The organism is Roseomonas chloroacetimidivorans (genome assembly GCF_049629625.1).
GTDB classification, from domain to species: domain Bacteria; phylum Pseudomonadota; class Alphaproteobacteria; order Acetobacterales; family Acetobacteraceae; genus Roseomonas; species Roseomonas chloroacetimidivorans.
Genome location: NZ_JBNBZS010000062.1, coordinates 1 through 19,624, shown reverse-complemented (window position 1 = coordinate 19,624; position 19,624 = coordinate 1). Strand labels below are relative to the sequence as shown.

16 protein-coding genes and 5 pseudogenes are annotated in these 19,624 nt (G+C 65.4%); 17 read left to right on the top strand and 4 right to left on the bottom strand.

The features are described from left to right. Positions 1-50: 50 nt before the first annotated feature. Positions 51-845, top strand: a pseudogene (gene tnpC, locus ACO1BU_RS27695) (IS66 family transposase); the annotation flags it as partial. Here tnpC and ACO1BU_RS27690 read toward each other — a convergent pair. Beyond that, positions 817-2,023, bottom strand: a pseudogene (locus ACO1BU_RS27690) (IS110 family RNA-guided transposase). The pseudogenes tnpC and ACO1BU_RS27690 sit on opposite strands and share 29 nt — an antisense overlap. 238 nt (positions 2,024-2,261) lie before the next feature. Here ACO1BU_RS27690 and ACO1BU_RS27685 point away from each other — a divergent pair. Beyond that, a pseudogene (locus tag ACO1BU_RS27685) lies at positions 2,262-2,510 on the top strand (transposase domain-containing protein); the annotation flags it as partial. Positions 2,511-2,654: 144 nt separating this feature from the next. After that, positions 2,655-3,164 (top strand): transposase, encoded by a 510-nt coding sequence (locus ACO1BU_RS27680; protein ID WP_424139206.1) that lies wholly within the window; start codon positions 2,655-2,657, stop codon positions 3,162-3,164. Between the two features lie 12 nt (positions 3,165-3,176). On the opposite strand, the pseudogene ACO1BU_RS27675 reads toward ACO1BU_RS27680, so the two are convergent. Together ACO1BU_RS27675 and ACO1BU_RS27670 are read right to left on the bottom strand one after the other, a co-directional pair. Continuing rightward, positions 3,177-3,428 (bottom strand): annotated as a pseudogene (locus ACO1BU_RS27675) (IS6 family transposase); the annotation flags it as partial. Between the two features lie 4 nt (positions 3,429-3,432). After that, the gene (locus ACO1BU_RS27670; protein WP_424139195.1) at positions 3,433-3,945 is read right to left on the bottom strand and encodes a transposase; all 513 of its coding nucleotides are present in this window, start codon (positions 3,943-3,945) and stop codon (positions 3,433-3,435) included. A gap of 286 nt (positions 3,946-4,231) precedes the next feature. Here ACO1BU_RS27670 and ACO1BU_RS27665 point away from each other — a divergent pair. The 13 genes and pseudogenes from ACO1BU_RS27665 to ACO1BU_RS27605 all read left to right on the top strand — a co-directional run. After that, positions 4,232-4,402: pseudogene (locus ACO1BU_RS27665) on the top strand (IS110-like element ISMmg1 family transposase); the annotation flags it as partial. Positions 4,403-4,810: 408 nt separating this feature from the next. Beyond that, a complete protein-coding gene (locus ACO1BU_RS27660; RefSeq protein WP_424139194.1) occupies positions 4,811-5,686 on the top strand; it encodes a branched-chain amino acid ABC transporter permease in 876 nt (291 codons plus the stop codon). 10 nt (positions 5,687-5,696) lie between these two features. Further along, positions 5,697-6,749, top strand: coding sequence for a branched-chain amino acid ABC transporter permease (locus tag ACO1BU_RS27655; RefSeq protein ID WP_424139193.1), 1,053 nt, complete (start codon positions 5,697-5,699; stop codon positions 6,747-6,749). Positions 6,750-6,752: 3 nt separating this feature from the next. After that, complete coding sequence (locus ACO1BU_RS27650) at positions 6,753-7,526, top strand: ABC transporter ATP-binding protein (RefSeq protein ID WP_424139192.1); 774 nt, start codon at positions 6,753-6,755, stop codon at positions 7,524-7,526. Then, positions 7,526-8,281 (top strand): ABC transporter ATP-binding protein, encoded by a 756-nt coding sequence (locus ACO1BU_RS27645; protein WP_481133245.1) that lies wholly within the window; start codon positions 7,526-7,528, stop codon positions 8,279-8,281. The genes ACO1BU_RS27650 and ACO1BU_RS27645 overlap by 1 nt, the downstream gene beginning before the upstream one ends. A gap of 1 nt (position 8,282) precedes the next feature. Then, positions 8,283-9,539 carry an ABC transporter substrate-binding protein gene (locus ACO1BU_RS27640; protein WP_424139191.1) on the top strand — a complete coding sequence of 419 codons (1,257 nt, stop codon included), beginning with the start codon at positions 8,283-8,285 and terminating at the stop codon, positions 9,537-9,539. 126 nt (positions 9,540-9,665) lie between these two features. Beyond that, positions 9,666-10,796: an aromatic ring-hydroxylating oxygenase subunit alpha gene (locus tag ACO1BU_RS27635; RefSeq protein ID WP_424139190.1), complete on the top strand. Its 1,131-nt coding sequence runs from the start codon at positions 9,666-9,668 to the stop codon at positions 10,794-10,796. Then, entirely contained in the window at positions 10,793-11,845 is a 1,053-nt protein-coding gene (locus tag ACO1BU_RS27630; protein ID WP_424139189.1) for a 2,5-dihydroxypyridine 5,6-dioxygenase NicX family protein, read from the top strand. Before ACO1BU_RS27635 ends, ACO1BU_RS27630 begins: the two co-directional genes overlap by 4 nt. 32 nt (positions 11,846-11,877) lie before the next feature. Continuing rightward, a complete protein-coding gene (locus tag ACO1BU_RS27625) occupies positions 11,878-12,771 on the top strand; it encodes an FAD binding domain-containing protein (RefSeq protein WP_424139188.1) in 894 nt (297 codons plus the stop codon). Further along, entirely contained in the window at positions 12,764-13,267 is a 504-nt protein-coding gene (locus ACO1BU_RS27620; RefSeq protein WP_424139187.1) for a (2Fe-2S)-binding protein, read from the top strand. The genes ACO1BU_RS27625 and ACO1BU_RS27620 overlap by 8 nt, the downstream gene beginning before the upstream one ends. Continuing rightward, a complete protein-coding gene (locus ACO1BU_RS27615; RefSeq protein ID WP_424139186.1) occupies positions 13,267-15,687 on the top strand; it encodes a xanthine dehydrogenase family protein molybdopterin-binding subunit in 2,421 nt (806 codons plus the stop codon). The genes ACO1BU_RS27620 and ACO1BU_RS27615 overlap by 1 nt, the downstream gene beginning before the upstream one ends. Then, positions 15,684-16,163, top strand: a complete 480-nt coding sequence (locus tag ACO1BU_RS27610; protein ID WP_424139185.1) for a flavodoxin domain-containing protein — start codon at positions 15,684-15,686, stop codon at positions 16,161-16,163. Before ACO1BU_RS27615 ends, ACO1BU_RS27610 begins: the two co-directional genes overlap by 4 nt. Further along, on the top strand, positions 16,160-17,422 hold the full coding sequence (locus ACO1BU_RS27605) for an FAD-dependent oxidoreductase (RefSeq protein WP_424139184.1): 1,263 nt from the start codon (positions 16,160-16,162) through the stop codon (positions 17,420-17,422). The genes ACO1BU_RS27610 and ACO1BU_RS27605 overlap by 4 nt, the downstream gene beginning before the upstream one ends. Before the next feature lie 19 nt (positions 17,423-17,441). Here ACO1BU_RS27605 and ACO1BU_RS27600 read toward each other — a convergent pair whose 3' ends face one another. Beyond that, a complete protein-coding gene (locus ACO1BU_RS27600) occupies positions 17,442-18,386 on the bottom strand; it encodes an IclR family transcriptional regulator (protein ID WP_424139183.1) in 945 nt (314 codons plus the stop codon). 200 nt (positions 18,387-18,586) lie between these two features. Between ACO1BU_RS27600 and ACO1BU_RS27595 the strand changes: the two genes are divergently transcribed. Further along, a partial coding sequence (locus ACO1BU_RS27595) for an integrase catalytic domain-containing protein (protein ID WP_424139182.1) occupies positions 18,587-19,624 on the top strand: 1,038 nt, incomplete at its 3' end.

The window sequence follows — 19,624 nt, the reverse complement described above, 5'->3', positions numbered from 1 at the left end:
GCCTGAAAGTACCCCTTTCGGCCTCGCACCCCCAATCTCGCGGCAGTCCCTACGCCGACCACCTCCCACTCTACCGCCAGACCCAGATCCTGCTGCGGCAGGGGATCGAGATCGGCCGCGAGGTGCTGGCGGATTGGACCGGCACCGCGGCTTGCGAAGTGTTGCCCGTCGTGCGCCGGATGCACGAGATCCTCCTCGTCTCGCCCAGGCTGTTCGCCGACGAGACCACGATGCCGGTGCTCGACCCGGGGCGCGGCCAGACGAAGAAGGGCTACGCCTGGGCACTCGCGCGCGACGACCGGCCCTGGGGCGGGACGGACCCGCCTGCCGTGGTGTTCCACTACGCCCCGGGCCGCGGCGCCGAGCACGCCCGCGCGCTGCTCCGGAACTACGGCGGCATCCTCCAGTGCGATGGCTACGGCGTCTACAAGGCGATCGCCGCCGAGCGGAGCATGACGCTCGCATTCTGCTGGTCGCACGTCCGCCGCGAGTTCATCGCGCTGGCGAAGGGCAAGACGGCACCGATCGCGGCCGAGGCGCTGCGGCGCATCGCCGCCCTCTACGCCGTCGAGGCGGAGGTCAGGGGCGAGGCTCCCGACCTCCGCCGGGCCGCCCGCCAGGCCAGGAGCCGCCCCCTTGCCGAGGAGCTGTTCGCCTGGCTACGGGTGGCCCTCGCGCGCCTGCCCGGAAGCAGCCCGACCGCGGAGGCTATCCGCTACGCGCTGAACCACCAGGCCGGGCTCGTGCGGTTCCTGGACGACGGTCGCATCGAGATGGACACGGATGTGTTCGACAAGCCCTTTCGTGCGGCGGCCCTCAATTCGGCTTCCCCACTCGCCCACGGCTTGGCGGCGGCTGTTCCTTCCAGGTGTTAGTGAAACGCCGGTACTCCTCCTCCGCCATGCCGAGCCATTGGCGCTCGCGGTCTCGCACCGCTCGCAGGCTGTACTCGCTCGCGGGTCCGGGCTTGTTGCCACCTCGCCGGGACGGCTCGCCAGCCTGCAGCTCGAGCTTGCGCCGTTTCCAGGCGACGAGGGCGGGGCGGGCCCAGGCGTAGTCCTCCTCCTTCGTCAGGAGGTGCCAGGCGAGAACCGCGAGCTTGCGGGCCGTCGCGACCGCCGCGACCTGCTGCCCGCGCCGTTCCTTGATGCGGATGAAGAACGCGCAGCGGCCCGGGGCCCGCCGCGATGGCCCAGGCTGCCTCGACCAGCATCGCCCGGGCATGGGCGCGGCCCTGCTTGGTGATCCGCCCATGGACCGCGGGACGGTCGCCGGACTGCCGAACGCTCGGGTTCAGGCCGACGTAGCTGACAAGCTTCTCCGGCGAGGAGAACCGGGACACGTCGCCGATTGCAGCAAGGAGGCTGACAGCCACGACCGCGTTGACCCCGCCGATGGTCATCAGTCGCTCGGCCCGGGGATCAGCCAGGGCGCGCCGTGCAAGCGTTGCATCGAAGGTCGCGAGGTCGACCGCGAGCTGGTCAAACAGATTGAGCTGGCGCGAGATGGTCCGCCCATGGTCCTCGGGCAGCGGCTGCGCCGCCAGCCATTGACGGCCGCCCTTGCTGAAGAGGTTGCCTTTGTAGGGTGGGATGAGGTTCGCGTGCAGCACCGCATGGATCCGGTTCTTGACCCGGGTCATGCTTGAGACGACCCCGACGCGCTCGGCGACCAGGCGACGCAGCGCCTGGGTGTCCTCGTCCGCGGACCAAACCTCGGGGAGGAACCCGCTGGCGTGCAGCTTGGCGAGCACGCCTGCGTCGATCTTGTCGGTTTTGACCTTCGCCCACGCGATCGCGCGCACCTGGATCGGGTTGGCGATCGCCACCTTAGCGACATGAGGCGAGATTAGCCGCACCACTGCGGCTGTATTCCCCGTCGCCTCCAGCACCACCTCGTCGTCGGGACGCAGCGTCTTGGCGAAGGCGACCACGGCGTCCCTCTCCAGCACAACGCGCTCTCCCGTGCGTAGCTGACCATTCTCCAGCACAGCGCTCACCGCGAAGCTGCGGTGGATGTCCAATCCGATGACCCGCATCCTTCACCTCCCTACGTGGTGGAAAGCCGGAGCAGGCGGGCAACACGACAACTACGGATCCGCGCTCGCAGCGCAACCGGGGAAGTCGAGGGGGCGGCCAGATAACAACTCGAGCTCGCAGCTCATTGTCTGTTCGGCCTGCCCGCCATGCGTGCTTCCGACACCCCCATCCCGGTCCCTCGACGCTAGCACCGAGGCGGGGCGCCGGGGCCTACACATGCCTGATAACAACACCGTCGAGCGCGCCATCCGGCCGCTCTGCCTGTCCCGAAAGAACGCGCTGTTCGCCTCCGGCGACGACGGGGGCGCCCGCTGGGCGGCTGTCGCCTCTCTCGTGGAAACGTGCAAGCTCAATGGCGTCGACCCGCAGCGCCACCTCGCCGACCTGCTCACCCGGCTCGTCGACGGCTGGCCCAATAACCGCCTCGACGAGCTCATGCCCTGGTGCTGGGCCGCCGCCGACGCGGGCTGACCCTCAGGTCAAACCGCCAAGGGCCTGCTTCCTGCGGAGCACTTCGTGGATCCCGGCTATGTGGACGCAGGGCTGCTGGTCAGCAGCCAGCGGGACCATGGGCTCTCGCTCGAGGGACCGGTCCGGGGTGTGTCGAGCCGACAGATGCGCGACGGGCAGGGCTACAGTTTGCCGCATTTCAGGATTGACTGGGATCGGCAGCAGGTGACCTGCCCGCAAGGCAAGACATCAGTCTATTGGCGTACCTTGCGCTTGCCGGATGGTAGCCCGCGCATTCAGGTCCAGTTTAGCCGCTCGGACTGTGGTGCCTGTGCCGCACGCTCGGCCTGCGCATCGGCGAAGACCGCGCGCCGGGTCATGCAGTTCCACCAGCGCGAAGAATACGAGGCGCTACGTGCTGCGAGGAACCGGCCGCAAGATCCCGCCTGGCTTGAGCGTTACAACAAGCGGGCCGGAGTGGAAGGTACGCTCTCACAAGGCATACGCGCCTTCGGTATGCGCCAGAGCCGCTACATTGGCTTGGCAAAAACAGGCTTACAGGAAGTCTGCACGGCGGCTGCAATCAATGTGTCCCGCGTGGTGCGATGGCTTGATGGCGTACCACGAAGCAAGACGCGCGTGACGCGGTTCGCAGCATTGGCTCACGCCGCATGAATTCACCGACAGTATCAACGCCTCATCAAGGTGCCAGATACCGCCCGGCTTCGGTCGGCGGCGCCGCAGCTTGCGGGCGAACTCCGAACCGAACTTGCGGCACCAGTTCCGGATGCTCTCGTGGGTGACGGTGATGCCCCGCTCCGCCAGGATCAACTCCACGTCGCGCAGACTCAGGCTGAACACATGGTAGAGCCAGACCGCGTAGCTGATGATCTCCGCCGGAAAGCGGTATCCAGGGTAGGTGGCGGGCTCCGAGGTCATCCCGTCAGACTGCCCCGGCCCGGTTGTTCCGACCACAGCCCATCAACTTGCCAATGCCTCTGCCAGCCCATGCGTCCGCGCTCGGCGATGGTCCGGAGGTGCTGTTCACGCTGGGCTGGCACCGTCTCGGCCGTAGTGCCCGGCACAGCACTGGAGCGGGGTGGGACGATCGCGACAGCATCGGGATGCCGTGCGGCGGCCTCAGTGTAGGGCTGCCCTGGTCGTAGGCGTCATCGGCCGTGAACGAGCCGATTGGGTCCGCGACCTGATCGAGCAATGGACCGACGTGCGACGCGTCATTGACGTCGTTCGTCGTCAGGGTGGACGCAACGATCCGCCCGGTGCCGGCGTCCACACCGACGTGCAACTTGCGCCACGCCCGGCGGGGGCTGCGCCACCTCCAACGTCCCGGCTCAGCGGCTGAGGGTGCTGTGGTCCGGCTCAGCGAGGCCGAGACCGAGCAGGGCCATGATGGAGCCGTCAGGCCTTTGGTCTGAAGCAAGGCCAGGCGGAACACGGCCCGAAGCGTCGGGGCCGTGGTGATGGCCAGCTCCGAATAGCGTGGCTGTCCCCCCTCGTGGTCCCGGGCTCGGCCATCCAGGCCGCGATCGCCGCATCCGTGAGCCACACGGCCAGGCTGCCACGACCGCAGAGAGCGGCATCGTACTCTGCCCAGTCCGTCGCCCGGAATCGCTGCTTCGGAATACGGTGCCGACGGTCGGCATTGGCCTTAGGGAATGGCCCGCCCCTCTGCCCTGCGGCGCTAGACTGCGGGGGCAACCGGAGCAACGGGGACCAAAACGATGCAAATCGCGGTTCTGGGGATCGATCTGGGCAAGAATAGCTGCAGCGTGGTGGGGCTGGATGGGGCTGGTCGGGTGGCGCTTCGGCGGCGGCTGCACCGGGACGGGGTGGTCAAGCTGGCGGCAGGGTCGCCGGGCTGCGTGGTAGCGATAGAGGCCTGTTGCGGGGCACAATCCGAGGCCGCTGAATCGGCTTGACGGAGTGGTCCCCATGTGAGCGCCGGACACACGACTGCAAGCGACTAACGCTGCTCGATCGCCAAAATTCTCTTGCAAGACAGGGGGCCATCCACACACGGATACGTTGACGTAGACTGATCAGACTGCTCGTAAAAAGGCACTTGCAGACGGGGCGGGCCATACGTTGAACGGCAAGGTGGGCTCCCCTGGAGGACGGCAGAGTGTCCCCCTGCTGCGGACAGGCCGACCTGTGCAACACAGCCACTGTACCCGCCCTGCGTTCCGCAATGATTAAGTCGTTGCGCAAAGCGTAATCCTTGCCTAGGCTCGTTGCGTCGCCGAGAGAGATCGGCCCGGACGGACTCGCGTGATCACTGCCAGCCGCGGAGAGATCGCCACGTGACAGCCCTCGTGCTGCAGATAACCTTCGATGCCTTGCTGCTTGGCGGGCTCTTCGCCATCGGTGGACTGGGCTTCGCCCTGATCTGGGGCGTACTCAACGTGCTGAATATTGCGTTCGGTGCCTTCATCATGATCGGCGGCTATCTCAGCTTTTATCTATGGCAGGCAGGGCTGGATCCGCTGGCCACCATACCAATCACCATGGCGATCATGTTTGTGATGGGCTGGCTCACGCAACGCCTGCTGATCGACCATGTCGCCGGCGGCCCCTCCTCGCTCGGTGTGGCCTTCACCTACGGATTGAACCTTGCCCTCATTGGGCTAGCGCTCTACCTCTTCAGCGCCGACTACCGCAGCATCATCCTTCCGGACTACCTGCAGGGCTATGTCAGCCTGGGCGGCGCCAAGCTCACTTATGTCCGAGTAATCACCGCTGGTATTGCACTGCTTCTTACCGGTGCGATGTGGTGGGCCATGGACCGAACTGAGCTCGGTGCGGCCATCCGAGCCACGCGCCTGGACCGCGAGGCGGCGCAGCTCGTCGGCATCCGAGTCCGCTCCGTCTTCAACATCACCACTGGCATAGGAGCCGCGCTCGCGGGCGCCATGGGGGCCCTGATCGCCCTCGTGTACAGCGCCTCTCCCGCCAATGGCGACCAGTACCTGCTGCAGGTCATCATTGTCACAGTGCTGGGCGGGCTCGGCAGCTTTGTCGGGCCTCTTCTCGGCGCGCTCCTCTTGGGACTCGCCTCCAGCATCGTCGCCAATCTCTGGGGCACCACCTACGCCATGCTGATCGGCACACTGCTTGTCCTCATCGTACTCGTCGTCCGGCCATCAGGCCTGCTCGGCAAACGCTACTACGAGTCCTGAGAGCGGCCTTATGGAACCAGCACCCGCAGCCACCTCCATCCAAACCCAGCCAACCCGCTCCGCACGGCCCATGGCGGCCCTGCAGATGCTCGGCCTCGCCACCGTCGCGGCCATCGGGCTCTTCGCGATCTGCGTGCCCTTCGTGCTCAGCAACTATATGGTGCGTGTAGCAACCACAGTCTGCATGTATCTTGCCTTGGCGCAGTCCTGGAACCTCATCGGCGGCTATGCCGGTCTTCTGTCGTTGGCCCACCCGGCCTTTTTCGGCAGCGGCGCGATCGGCGCCACCATCCTGCTCCTGAACGGTGCATCCCTTACACTAGCCGCAATCGGCGGCATCCTCCTAGCGCTTGTCCTGGCCGCGCTAATCGGCATTCCCACGCTCCGGCTCCAGGGCCACTACTTCGTGGTGGCTACGATGCTAATCACCGAGGCCGCGCGAAACCTCGTACTCAACCTGGACGCCTTCAAATTCAATGGTGGCATTGCCGCCAACATCATCAACTATGTCGGCCTCGTCGACCTGGATATACAGGCCTACAACGCGCTCTTCTTTTATGTCATGGCCGCGATCGCCGCAGTCACGATGCTCGTTGCCATAGTGCTCGAGCGCTCGCGCTGGGGCCTCGCACTCCGTGCCGTCCGCGATGACGAAAAGGCAGCCTCCGCTCTTGGCGTCTCTGCTGCCTGGCTGAAGATCTCCGTCTTCCTCATCAGCGCCGGGCTGGCAGCTGCAGTCGGGGTTGCCTGGGCTTTCTGGCTTGGCACCGTCGAGGCGAATGAGGCCTACAACCTGGCCTTCACGTTCGAGGTCATTGTGATGGTCTTCCTCGGTGGCCGAGGCACGTTATGGGGCCCAGTGCTCGGCGTTTTCATCATTCTGATGCTGAACGAGTTCATCGGCATCGAGCTGGCCGAGATCAACCTGATCGTCCTCGGCCTCATTGTGATGGCCATCGTGCTCTTCCAGCCCGACGGATTAGCGCGGGTGCTGCAGGAAGGGCCTGCCGCCCTGGCACCGCGCCGCCTCGCCGCGAATTTCCGCCGCTACAGGATCAAATAGGCCATGGCAGCGATCACCATTACCGGGCTGTCCAAGATCTTTGGCGGGCTCCGCGCCGTCGACGGCATTGACCTCCACATTGGCTCGGGCGAGATCCTGGGGCTCATTGGCCCAAACGGGGCCGGCAAGACGACTTTCGTTAACCTTCTCACCGGCGACCTCCGCCCAAGTAGTGGGAAAGTCGAGTTCAACGGGCGGGATATAACGGACTGGCCGCCTCACCGGCGCTGCGCCGTCGGCGTGGCGCGGACCTTCCAGGTCCCTCGCCCGTTTGCCGACCTGACGATCCGCGAGAATGTCATGATTGGCGGTCTTTTTGGCAGCACAAGCCGCCACACGAGCCTATCTGATGCACGCGAGCAGGCGGAGGAGATCCTCGAAAGCTTGGGCATGGCCCAGCTTGGGGACCGCGCATCCTCATCACTCAGCACTGCTGGCCTGAAAAGGCTGGAGATTGCGCGCTGCCTAGCCGTCAACCCGAAGCTGCTGATGCTCGACGAGCCGCTTGGGGGCCTCAATCCAACCGAAGCAAACGAGGCTCAGGAACTCATCCGGCGTATCAACCAGCGTGGCGTCACCATCCTCTTCATCGAGCACATCATCCCTGCGGTGATGTCGCTCAGCCACCGCGTGGTTGTCCTGGCCAATGGCCGTAAGCTCGCGGAAGGGCTCCCCTCGGAGATTCAAGAAAATCTCGAAGTCCAGCGCGCCTATCTAGGCGACGTTCATGGTGCCGTGGATCGGTTCGCGACCCGGCGCAGGAAGGTGCCCGCGTGATGCCCGCACAGAGCTTCTCCCCGGCCATGGCTGCAGACCAAGTCCTGCTGCGCGTCGAAGGGCTCGACGCGGGGTATGGCGCGATCCAGGTGCTGCGCGGCATCTCCTTCGAGCTTCGCACCGGCGAGGTCGTCGCGATCATCGGCGCAAACGGGGCAGGCAAGACAACCCTGCTCCGGACCCTCTCCGGCCTGATTGCACCGATGCGCGGCGCGATCTGGCTGAACGGGGTGAACATAGCAGGACGCAACTGCGCAGAAATTGTGCAGCTTGGACTTAGTCAAGCACCGGAAGGGCGCCGGGTGTTCAGCGGCCTCACAGTAGAGGAGAACCTGCGACTGGGCGCCTTCCGGCGGCCGGAGAAGTCGCGCCAGGTGGTAGCCGGCGCCATTGAACAGGTTTTCTGTTACTTCCCTCGATTGCGGGAGCGGCGACGGCAGCTCGCGGGCACGCTCTCGGGCGGCGAGCAGCAGATGGTTGCGATCGGCCGGGCACTGATGGCCGACCCCAAGCTTCTCGTCATCGATGAGTTGTCACTCGGGCTCGCCCCAATCATCGTGGAGGAGATCCTTCACATCTTAGGCGACATCTACGAAGCCGGGCGAACGATCGTCCTTGTCGAGCAGGATGTTCCGGTCGCTCTCGGCTTCTCCGACCGGGCCCTCGTGCTTCAATCCGGGCGCATTGTGGCCCAAGGACCCTCACGTGCCCTGCTCGAGGACAAGCAGATCATTGCCAGCTACCTAGGAGGGTGAGATGAGCGAAAAGAGCTATACTCGTCGGGCAGCGCTTCGCCTCGGCAGGGCTGCCGCAGCCGTGCAGGCGGCCGGTCTTCTAGCTACCCCGGCCGTGCTGGCCCAGGGTGGAGGGGACACGCTGAAGGTCGCCTCCGTCAACAGCATGAGCGGTGGCTTCGCACGCTATGGACAGGAACTGGAACGCGGGCTGGAGATCGCCGTCCAGCAGGTCAACGCCAAGGGCCTGACCATCGGCGGCCGAACCTACCGCGTCGTGACCCAGACCTACGATGACAAGACCGACGCCAGCACCTCGGCCCGGCTGGTGGAGCGCGCGGCCACGAGCGACGGCGCCCAGTTCATCATCGCCGGTTGCGGCAGCGTCATCACCAAGGCCATCATTCCAACGGCACAGCGCCTACGCATGCCGCTGCTGACCCACTGGGCGCAGGTCGACGGCGTATTCGCGGGGCAGAAAGGAAATCCCTATCTCTTCGGCGCCATGCCGCCCTTCAGCCATTACTACACGCGTATCTCCGAGATGGCGGCAGGCTTTGATGCTCCGAAGGTCCGCCGCGTTGCGATGATCACGCCGAACGACGAGCTGGGTGTCTTCACGGCACGCGAGTACCTCCCAGCCGACATGCGGAAATCCGGGCTGGAGCTGGTCGGAACGGAGATGTTTCCGCCGCGCTCGCAGGATTTCGCCTCAGCGCTGGACCGTCTCCGGCGACTCGAGCCCGACATGTTCGTTATCAACTGCTACACGCCTGACATCATCGCTGTATTTAAGGAGATGCAGGCGATCCGCTTCTTTCCGTCAATGATCGTGGTGGAAGCACCCACCAGCCTGCATGAGAGTCTCGGCGACGCCATAAACGGTGCCTTCGTCCCCACCTTCTGGGATCCGACGCTCGACAAGACCAAGGACGCGTTCATCGGCACCAGCCGCGACTTCGCCAACCTCTATTCCGCGAAGCACAATGCGCCGCCGCCTGACTTTGTCGCGGCTTGCGGCGCCAACAACCTAATTGTGATGGCGCAGGCCATGATGGCGGCGGGCAAAGTTGGCGACAATCGTGCGCTCCTCTCCGCGCTGCGAGATCTGAATGGTGAGACTTTCTTCTCCCGCGTGAAGTTCGACGACGACGGACTGAACCGCGGCGGCGAGGTCTATCCAAGCCAGTTCCAGGGCGGACGCCCGCAACTCGTCTACCCGCCAGAGGTACGGAGAGCCTCGCCAATCCACCCCTACTCCGCAGCGCAGCGCGCCTGACGCCGGTCGCAGACGAGGATCAGCACAACGCCTGCGCACCGACGCCTTGGCCGGTCGATTGGGCGGCCCCGCGCAGCGCGACGCAGAAAGGACCTCTTCCAGATGACAGCAGACAGCGGAAACGTCATGGCCGACAACAATTTGGACAATGTACGCCGCGAGCTTACGCGGGCTGGTCACGCTCCGGGCTATGTCTACAGCTCGCCCGAGATCTTCCAGAAGGAGATTGATGCCTATTTTATGCGCGACTGGCTCTTCGTCGGACGGGTGGAGGAGCTGGCGAAGCCTGGCGACTACATGACGATGCGCCTCGTAGGCGAGCCGATCATCATCGCCCGCAGCCGAGAGGGAGCGCTGCACGCCTATTACAACATGTGCGTCCATCGCGGCGTTGAGGTGGCGGAGGGCAAGGGCAACACCCGTGCCTTCAAATGCCCCTACCACGGCTGGGTGTATGATCTAGAGGGCAAGCTCGCCGGCGCCGCGCACATGAAGGACAGCGAGGGCTTCGACCTCAGTAGCTGCCGCATGCGGCCGATCCGTCTTGATGTTTGGCGCGGCAGCATCTTCGTCTGCTTCAATGCCGAGACACCGCCGCTCCAGGAGTTCATGTCGCAGTTCGACGAGGACTTCGGCTTTATGAAAATGGAGAACTGCCGCCTAGGGAATCGGATCGCCCTGGATCTGAACTGCAATTGGAAATACGTATCCGAAAACCTGATGGACTTCTACCACGTCAACGTTCTCCACGCGAAGACCTTCGGCGCTAAATTCTCGTGGGAGAACGACAATGTCGTGCTCGGCAAGAATGGCTCGCTTACCATCTGGTACAAGGCTGCGCCGCCGACTCCGGGCGGCGAGCCGCTCCTGGGCAAGATGCCCTGGCTCGAGGACCGGGACTACAGCTTCGCCTGCACCGGCTTCTTGCAGCCCAACCTGACTATCTTTGGCCGGATTGACTGCGTCCGCTTCTTCGTCGTGTGGCCGATTTCTGAAAGCCGTTCGCAAGTCATCATTTATCATCTCTTTCCCGAAGAGGTGTTTGAGCGACCCGACATTGAGAAGACGCTGAAAGTCTATCACGATTATCAGATAGCGGTGCTGGATGAGGATCGCTCGATGATGGAGTCCATGCAAAAGGCGATGAGCACGCGCGGCTATGTGCCCGGGCGCATGTCCATCCTGGAGAAGCCCTTGCATCATTACCTGAACGGCCATCTGGACCGCGTCTTCGGCCGGGCGGACGCGCAACCGTGACCTGCTCTTCCCTGCCTCTCGGGCCGGAGACGGCGCATGGCGCCCTCGTCCTGGTCACCGACTACATGGCTGTCATCGCAGGCGAGACCGTGCTCATTACCGCGGATACGGCCACGGATCCGGTCGCAGTGCGGGCGGTGTTTCTCGCCGCACGGGGCGCCGGCGCCAAGGTGGCCCTGGTGACTGTGCCACAGCTTCCCTTTCAGGGCGGGCTCGCGGATCCCTTCGTGCCGCCACCGCTGACTGCGGCGGCGCTGAGCTGCGATGTTTGGATCGACCTCACCTTTCCCTATCTCGCGGGTGCGCATGTGCATGATGAGGCGATGCGCGCTGGCCGGGCCCGTTACCTGCTCGGCGGTGACATGGGGGCGGGCGGCCTTGCTCGTCTCTTCGGTGCGGTCGACCTCGACCAGTACTTCACCATTCTCCGGCCCTTTGAGGACGCGCTGGCCAATTCCGCCGGACGCCAGGTCCGCGTTACCGATCCCATCGGGACAGATGTTACCTTCACCACCGACAAGCCCGCCCTGCGCAAGCCTCGACGGGCGGAGACGCCCGGCACCTATCTGGTACCTGGATCCTGCACCATGTTCCCGCAACTCGAGAGCGTGCAGGGCACCGTCTGCTTCAGCGCGGTATTCCATGAATTCTTCACGCCGCTCGAGCGCCCCTTGACCCTGAAAGTGGACGGCAAGATCCGCGAGGTGGCCGGCGGCGGTGGAGCGCGGCTGGTGCTGGAGCGGTCGCTTCGGCGCGCCGGCGGTGGCGAGTACGGCTACCTCATCCACTTCACATACGGAATGAATCCGGCGGCGCGCACCACCGATCATTCCTTTATCGAGGATTCCCGGGTGATCGGGAACAACGCCGTCGGCATGGGGTTGCCCTGGTGGATGCCGGGCGGGGGTGAGAACCACCCGGATGCCGTGGTGACTGAGCAATCCATCTGGGTTGATGGCGTGCCGGTCATCCGTGATGGCCTTCCCGTGGAACCCTCCCTCGTCGAGGCCGCCCAGGGCCTTGCCCCGCTGCTACGCAGCGGAAGCTGATCGGGAGCCGACAAGCAAATGCTGGAACTGCCGTGAAGCCCCCGCCCTTCCGATTTGAGGCGCCGCGCACGCTGGCGGAGACGCTTTCCCTGCTCGCGCAGCATGGTGAGGAGGCGCGCATCCTGGCCGGGGGTCAGAGCTTGGTACCGCTGATGAACATGCGGGTCTCCCGTCCCGCTGTACTGATCAGCATCAATCATTGCGCCGAGCTGTCCTATGTCCACATAGATGGGGGGCAAATCACTTGCGGTGCGCTGGTTCGGCAATATGAAGCGGAAACCTCGCCCGAGATACGGCGGGACTGCCCGCTGCTGGCGGAGGCTCTTCCTCTGGTCGGGAGCGCCGCCAACCGCAACCGCGGCACCGTCTGCGGCAGCCTGGCCCACGCGGATCCCCTTGCGGAGCTTCCGGCGGTCGCTCTGGCCCTCGGCGCCACTTTCGTCGTCAACGGCGTCAGCGGACGCCGCGAGGTGACGGCGGAAGACTTCTTTGTCGCGGAGCTCATGAACTGTCTGGCGCCCGGTGAGATGCTTGAAGCAGTGCGCTTCCCCAGCGCTCCCGCGGGCGCAAGGGCAGCCTTCGTAGAGGTCGGCAACCGCCGCCATGGCTTTGCCCTCGCCGGCGTTGCGGCGCAAATCGAGACGGCGGAAGACGGGGAGTGCCGCAGTATTCGCCTAGCGGTCATGGGCGCCGGGCCGCGCGCCATCCGGCTCCATCAGGCGGAGCGCGCTCTGCTTGACACGCGGCTCGATCGCGAGGCCATCCGCGCGGCTGGCGCCATGGCCTCCGCCGCGGTGGATCCTGGCAGCGACATCCATGCTGATGCCGCCTATCGCAAGCAGCTCGTAGGGGTGCTCGTCGCGCGCGCCATCAGCCGGGCGATGAGGGACCACCAAGTCGTGGGAGGACAGAATCTCCATGCATGACAGGACCGAGGTGGAGCTCGTCGTCAACGGGCGGCAGTATCGGCGCTCGGTCGAGCCGCGCTACCTGCTAGCGGACTTTCTGCGGCACGAGTTGGGGCTGAAGGGCACCCATATCGGCTGCGAGCATGGAGTCTGCGGCGCCTGCACGGTGAAGATAGATGGCCAGACAGCACGCAGTTGCCTGCATTTCGCCGTGGCCGTGCAGGGTAGCCAGATCACGACTGTGGAGGGAATCGCCGGACCGGATGCGCTTCATCCAATCCAGGAAGCTTTCCACGAGCACCATGCCCTGCAATGCGGCTTCTGCACGCCAGGCATGCTGATGACCGTCAGCGAGCTGCTCGAGCGGAATCCCTCCCCCAGCGAGGCCGACATCCGCGTCGCGCTCACTAGCAATATCTGCCGGTGCACGGGCTACACGAACATCGTCAAGGCTGTTGCGGCTGTGGCGGCGAAGCTGCGGCAGCGCCCGGCCGAAATGACGGAGGCGAACTGATGGCCGATCAGGACAGCAGCGCCTATATCGGCCGCAGCCAGCCGCGGCGGGAGGACGAGTACCTGCTGCGCGGGCTGGCCCAGTTTGTGGACGACCTTCCGGAACCCCAGGGGACGCTGCATCTCGGATTCGTGCTCAGCCCGCATGCGCATGCCCGCATACTGTCGCTGGACGCTTCGGCCGCGCTGGCCGTGCCCGGGGTGGTTGCCGTTCTCGGCGGTCGCGAGCTTGCCGGGCTCATGAGCCCGATGGTGACCGAGATCGAGTTCCCCGGCTACCACAAGAGCTTCCGGGATCCTGTCCCCGTCGACAAGGTGCGTTTCGTCGGTGAGCAGGTGGCCGTGATCCTGGCAGAGAACCCCTACGCCGCGCAGGACGCGATTGAGTTGGTGCAGGTCGAGTACGAGGTTCTCCCGGCCACCGCGAGCCTGGAGCAGGCCCTTGAACCTGATGCACCTCTGGTACACGACCACATCGAAGGCAACGTCATCTTCAAGGGCGAATTCTCCACGCCCGCCTTCGAGGATGCCTTCGCAAGCGGCGACCTAGTGCTGCGGGAACGGTTTCGTTCCGGTCGCGTGGCCGGCGTGCCAATCGAGCCACGCGGCTGCTTGGCGGTCCCCGACCATACCGGCAGTTCCTTTACCTTCTACAGCTCCACACAGATTCCGCATCTCCTGCGCACCGGGCTAGCGAAGCACTTGAACTTTCCGGAATCCCGCATCCGCGTCATTGTTCCCGAGGTCGGCGGCGGCTTTGGCACCAAGGCCCAGTTCTATCCGGAGGAGTTGGTGACCGCCGCACTCTGTCTGAAGTACCGTTGTGCCGTGAAGTGGATCCAGGATCGGCGAGAGGAGCTGCTTACCAACATCCACGCCCGCGACCACATCTACGAACTGGAAGTCGCTGTCAGCCGGGAGGGCGTCGTCAAGGCACTCAAGCTCGACCTCGTGACCAATGCGGGTGCCTATTCCACTTTTCCCTTCGGCTGCACGCTGGAGACCACAGGTGGTGCTCGCATGATCGTGGGTCCCTACAAGATCCGCAATTACGCCTACCGCGCGCGTGCGGTGGCGACGCACACCTGCCCCTCCGGCGCTTACCGCGGAGTGGCCCAGCCCACCTGCTTTTTCGCGATGGAGGGCATGATGGACCGCATCGGGCGAACCCTGGGCATCGATCCCGCCGAGGTGCGCCTGCGCAACATCATCCCGACGCGGGAGCTGCCCTGGGTAAACGTCGTTGGCGTCCGGTATGACACGGGCAGTTACGAAGAATGCCTGCGCCGTGCAATGGAGCTGGTCGATTACGAGGGATGGCGGCGTGGCCAGCCTGCCGACAGACTTGTGGATGGAAAGTACCGCGGCATCGGCATATGCTGCTTCACCGAGATCTCGGGCACGGGCGCGCCGGGCTGGCGCGCGCGCGGGTTGATCCGCATGCCCGGCTTTGACAGCTCCCTGGTCCGCGTGGAGCCGACCGGCAAGGTGGTCGCTTATGTCAGCCACGCCGCCGCGGGGCAGGGCCATCTCACCACTTTCGCGCAGATCCTCGCCGACCAGGTTGGAGCACGGATCGAGGATGTGACCATCATCGAGGGCGATACCTCGTCTTCCCCCTATGGCACGAACACCTTCGCCAGCCGAAGCGCCGTCACTGGCGGCGGAGCGGTGATCCGCGCGGGACAGAAAGTGGCCGCGAAGATGCGCCGCATTGCCGCCCATGTGCTGGAGGCGGCGGAGGAGGACATAGTGCTCCGCGATGGCCGCGCGGAGGTGGTGGGCGTGCCCGAGATGAACCTGCCCTTTGCGCAGATCGCTGAGACAGCCTATTCGATGAACAACCTGCTGCTCCCCCAGAATGAGGAGTACGGGCTGGAGGCGACTGACTATTACGACCCGCCGCTCGCCACCATGGCCAATGCCGTGCACATCGCCAGCGTCGCCGTCGATGCGCTGGACGGACAAGTATCGATCGAGCGTTATGCGATCGTTCATGATTGCGGGCGCATCATCAATCCGATGATCGTCGACGGCCAAATCCATGGCGGCACGGCGCAGGGGGTCGGCGAAGCGCTGATGGAGGAGATCGTTTACGACGAGCGCGGGCAGCTGGTGAACGCTAACTTGCTCGAATACCTGCTGCCGCTCGCGCCGGATCTTCCCGATTACCGGCTCGAGCACATCGAATCCCCCTCCATTGACGCTGTCGGCGGCTTCAAAGGCGTTGGCGAAGGTGGGGTTATTGGGGCGGTGCCCGCCATCGCCAATGCCGTGGCCGATGCTCTCTCGGGTATCGGAGCGAATGTGAACCGCATCCCCATGCGGCCCAGCTACCTCGCCGGTCTCATCCGCACGCATGCCGCCTGGGTTGCGGCTGCAGCTGCCCCGGAGGACACAAGGACCAAGGCCCACGCATGAGCGCCACGATCATCCTGGTCGCGACCATGACCGGCACGGCGGAGATGATCGCCGAGGATATCGAGGCCGCGCACGGGGCCAGCCACACGCTGGAGATCCGCGCCTTTGAGCGCAGTTCGCCGGAAATCCTGCAGCAGGCGGCGCGGGTGCTGATCGTCAGTAGCACTTACGGCGAGGGAGAGGTGCCGGAACCCTCCCTGCCCTTTTTTGAAGCGGTGGCGGCGGACCGGCCAGACCTGCGGGGGCTCCGCTATGGCGTCATCGCACTCGGCGATAGCTCTTATATGAACAGCTTCGCCCGCGGCGGTAGCCTGTGGGACGAACTGTTGGCCTCCTGCGGCGCAGTACGCGACCGACCGCTCCTGGTGCTCGATGCCTCATCGCAGGAGCCTCCGTCCGACCGCGCAGTGGAATGGTCGGGGCGCTGGCTCGCCGAGACTGCCGAAGTGCCTCCCTGCGCGGAACCCGGGCCTTGAAGGCCGTAGCTGTCGTCGGCGCCGGCCCGGCCGGCTTCTACACCGTTGATTCACTGTCCAAGGCAGACCCGACGCTCCGGGTCGACCTGATCGAGCGGCTGCCCTTTCCGTTCGGGCTGGTCCGATACGGCGTAGCCGTCGACCATCAGGGCACGAAGCAGGTCGCTCAGGTCTTCGCCCGCACGATGCGGCGGCCCAATGTCAGCTTCTTCGGAGGGGTGGAACTAGGCCGCACGGTCTCCATCGCGGAGCTGGAGGCGCGCTACAGCGCTGTGGTGCTGGCCACCGGAGCGGCGGTCGGACGAAAGGTGGCAATCCCCGGGGCGGAGCTGCCCAGCAGCGTCGCGGGCTGTGATCTCACGGCTTGGTTTAACGGCCATCCGGACCGCGCCGCCTGGGCCCCGCCAAGGCGCATCAGATCCGTCTGCGTGATCGGCAACGGCAATGTCAGCCTGGACGTTGCGCGGCTTCTCGCGAAGTCGGCAGAGGAGCTCGCGCCCACCGACGCCAACCCGGCAGCGCTTATTTGGCTAGCGGAGAACGAGATCGCGGAGATCCACCTCTGTGGCCGTCAGGGGCCTGGCCACGCGCGCTTTACTGCGGCGATGCTGGCCGAATTCACCTCTCTCGCGCGGTTCCGCCCGGTGGTGGATCGGGCAGCGGTGCAGGCGCCGCCGGGCCCGAATCTTGCAGCGTTGGCCGTGCTGCAGCGCATCGCCGGGGCCGAGCCCGATGCCAGGCTGCCGATCCACTTCCATTTCGGCCTTCTGCCCGTGTCCTACGATGGCAACATTCTGACGCTGCGCGAGGCGGGAACGGCGGCGGAGCGGCGCCTTCCGGCCGATCTGCTGGTTCATGCCGTCGGTCAGTACGCCGCCCCCGTCCCGGACCTTCCCTACGACGAGTCGTGTGCAAGCATTCGGCACACGGACGACCAGGTGCCCGGCAGCGGGAAGGCTTATGTCGCCGGCTGGGCCGGGCGTCCCGGGGAAGGCGTCATCGCCAGTCACCGGGAACGGGCGCAGAATCTCGCCCAACGCATCCTGGCAACGCTGCGGGAAGCGCCCGAGCTGCCGGAAGATGCCGGCATTGCCGCGCTGCTCGCGGGACGTGGCATCCGCGCAATCTCCTGGGTCGACTGGACCTTGCTGGACAACGCCGAGATCGACCGCGGACGGGGAAAAGGCCGCGTGCGGGAGAAGTTCACCAGTTGGCCGGCAGCCGAAGCAGCCCTGCGCGAACTGCGCAGCGCCGACTGAGATCCCGCGGCAGCCAGGCTCAGGACGCCGTCCGAGCCTGCCGCGCCTTCGGCGCCTTCTGAGGTTTAGCCACCGGAATGGAGAGCGCTGGTGGCGGCGTGCTCCCCTGCTCCGCCGTGCCGAGCTCAAGCCACTCCGCCAGGGACCCGCCCGGCTCTCGCGAGTGGAAGCCGAGCCGCAGGGACAGTTCCTCGGCCCGCCGCCGCAACAACGTGGCGGGAGAATCCGGCGTGATCGCCTCAATAGTGCCCGGCGGTCCAATCATGGCTACGGCCGCCGCCATCCGGCCCTCATGGTCGAAGACCGGCGCGCCGAAGGCGCTCAATCCGGGCAAGAGAAGCTCCTGCGTCATAGCGAACCGGTTCTTGCGCACCCCCGCGATCAGGCTGCGGACATCCATCTCCGTCCTCACGGGGAAGGCCCCCTCGTGTGACAGAGCGCTGTTGATCTCCCGCTCGAGCAGACGTTGCGTGCTCGCCCTCGGCAGATAGGCCAAGAACAGCCGCCCGCTGACGCTGTGCAGGAGCGGCAGGACGGAGCCGACATTGAGGTTACAGATCAGCATCTCGCTGCTGTCGTACCAGCCGATGATCACTGGTCCCCGCTCCGTCCAGATAGAGAGGAGGATGGTGCGGTCGATCTCCTGGTTGAGCTGGATGACGGCTTCCGTTGCGAGCCGAACGACATGCCGGCTGTTTAGGGCGGAAAGGCCCACCCGCAGCGCCATCGGGCCGAGCTCGTAGCGGCTGGTCGTTGGGTTCTGCTCGACAAGCCCGCAGCGCAGGAGGCTGACGAGATAGCGGCGCGCCTTGCTGGGTGGCATCCCTGCCCCTGCGGCAAGGTCCCGCAAATGCTGCGGTACAGCCGAGCGGGCCAGCGCCTCGAGAAGCTGCGCTCCGACCTCGATCGATTGAACCCCGTTTCGTCGCCCCCCCCCGGCCGCAGCAGGCCTCTTGCTCCCCATTGGCGTTCCCATCTGTCGATTTTCCTTAACCAGGATAACGGCTTCGCAATCAGATTAGCGTCGTAGCAGCGTCGTTTTTCCTTCATCGATCCCGGCTCATCCTTAACCAGGATGATGGTTCCGGAACCGAGAAATTCTTGTCTGGCCGTGCGGACATTCATGAGCATGATGACCCGACCTGACGCGTCGGCCAGGATCGCATGCGGGTCCTGGCGCCGCTTGCCGCGCAGGAAGTCGTGACGGCTGCGGCCGTGGATGCCGCGGCGCAGGAACTCGGGCTGCGGCGGGCCCAGTGCTATCGCCTGCTCCGCCGTTTCCGCGCTGACCCGACCCTTACAGCGTTGCTGCCTCGGCAAAGTGGCAGGGTCACGAACACCCGCTTCCTGGCTGGCGATGTCGAGGCAGTGATCAGGACCGCCATAGAGGAGTTCTATCTTTGCCGGTCACGGCCGACCGTTGCCGATCTCGTGTGCGAAGTCGAGCGGCGCTGTCTCAGCGAACAACTCAGGCCTCCAAGCTACAAGGCGGTTGCCGCTCGGGTACGGCTGCACGACCAGCGGGAAGTGCTTCGCCGTCGGCATGGACCCGCGCACGCGCGCAACAGGCTGGGGCGGGTTGTCGGGAGGCTGAGAGCCGACGAGCCGCTCAGCCTCGTCCAGATCGACCACACGCTGGCCGACGTGATCGTGGTCTCGTCGATTGATCGGCGCCCACTCGCCCGGCCCTGGCTGACCCTGGCGATCGACGTCGCGACCCGCATGGTGACAGGGCTCCATCTCAGCCTCGAGCCGCCGTCGGCCCTCAGCGTCGCCCTGGCGCTCAGCCATGCAGTCCTGCCCAAGGAGGAGTACCTGCAGGGCAGGGGAGTGGACCTGCCCTGGCCGGTATGCGGGCTGCCGCAGCGCCTTCACCTCGACAACGCCAAGGAGTTCCGCTCCGACGCTCTCGCCCGGGGTGCCGCCCAGTACGGCATCGAGCTGCGGTACCGCCCGCCGGCCACGTCGCACTGGGGTGGCCATATCGAGCGGCTGATCGGCACCGTGATGGGGGCCTTCCGGCTCCTGCCCGGCGCCACCGGCCGCAGCGTTGCTATGGACTTCCCCGGGAGAGATGGAGAGCGCTCAGGTAAGGTCATGAGGACCTGGAGGGCGCGATGGGAGATCCACGGCAGCGAGGCTGGACGGAGGAGTTCAAGCGGGAGGCGGTCCGGCTGCTGTCTACGAGCGGGCGGACGGTGG

What these genes read in the sequence shown, in the direction of transcription:
- ACO1BU_RS27680 (WP_424139206.1), top strand. Translation starts at nt 2,655, where the DNA reads ATGCGCGACGGGCAGGGCTACAGTTTGCCGCATTTCAGGATTGACTGG.
- ACO1BU_RS27655 (WP_424139193.1), top strand. Translation starts at nt 5,697, where the DNA reads ATGGAACCAGCACCCGCAGCCACCTCCATCCAAACCCAGCCAACCCGC.
- ACO1BU_RS27650 (WP_424139192.1), top strand. Translation starts at nt 6,753, where the DNA reads ATGGCAGCGATCACCATTACCGGGCTGTCCAAGATCTTTGGCGGGCTC.
- ACO1BU_RS27645 (WP_481133245.1), top strand. Translation starts at nt 7,526, where the DNA reads ATGCCCGCACAGAGCTTCTCCCCGGCCATGGCTGCAGACCAAGTCCTG.
- ACO1BU_RS27640 (WP_424139191.1), top strand. Translation starts at nt 8,283, where the DNA reads ATGAGCGAAAAGAGCTATACTCGTCGGGCAGCGCTTCGCCTCGGCAGG.
- ACO1BU_RS27635 (WP_424139190.1), top strand. Translation starts at nt 9,666, where the DNA reads ATGGCCGACAACAATTTGGACAATGTACGCCGCGAGCTTACGCGGGCT.
- ACO1BU_RS27620 (WP_424139187.1), top strand. Translation starts at nt 12,764, where the DNA reads ATGCATGACAGGACCGAGGTGGAGCTCGTCGTCAACGGGCGGCAGTAT.
- ACO1BU_RS27615 (WP_424139186.1), top strand. Translation starts at nt 13,267, where the DNA reads ATGGCCGATCAGGACAGCAGCGCCTATATCGGCCGCAGCCAGCCGCGG.
- ACO1BU_RS27610 (WP_424139185.1), top strand. Translation starts at nt 15,684, where the DNA reads ATGAGCGCCACGATCATCCTGGTCGCGACCATGACCGGCACGGCGGAG.
- ACO1BU_RS27600 (WP_424139183.1), bottom strand. Translation starts at nt 18,386, where the DNA reads ATGGGGAGCAAGAGGCCTGCTGCGGCCGGGGGGGGGCGACGAAACGGG.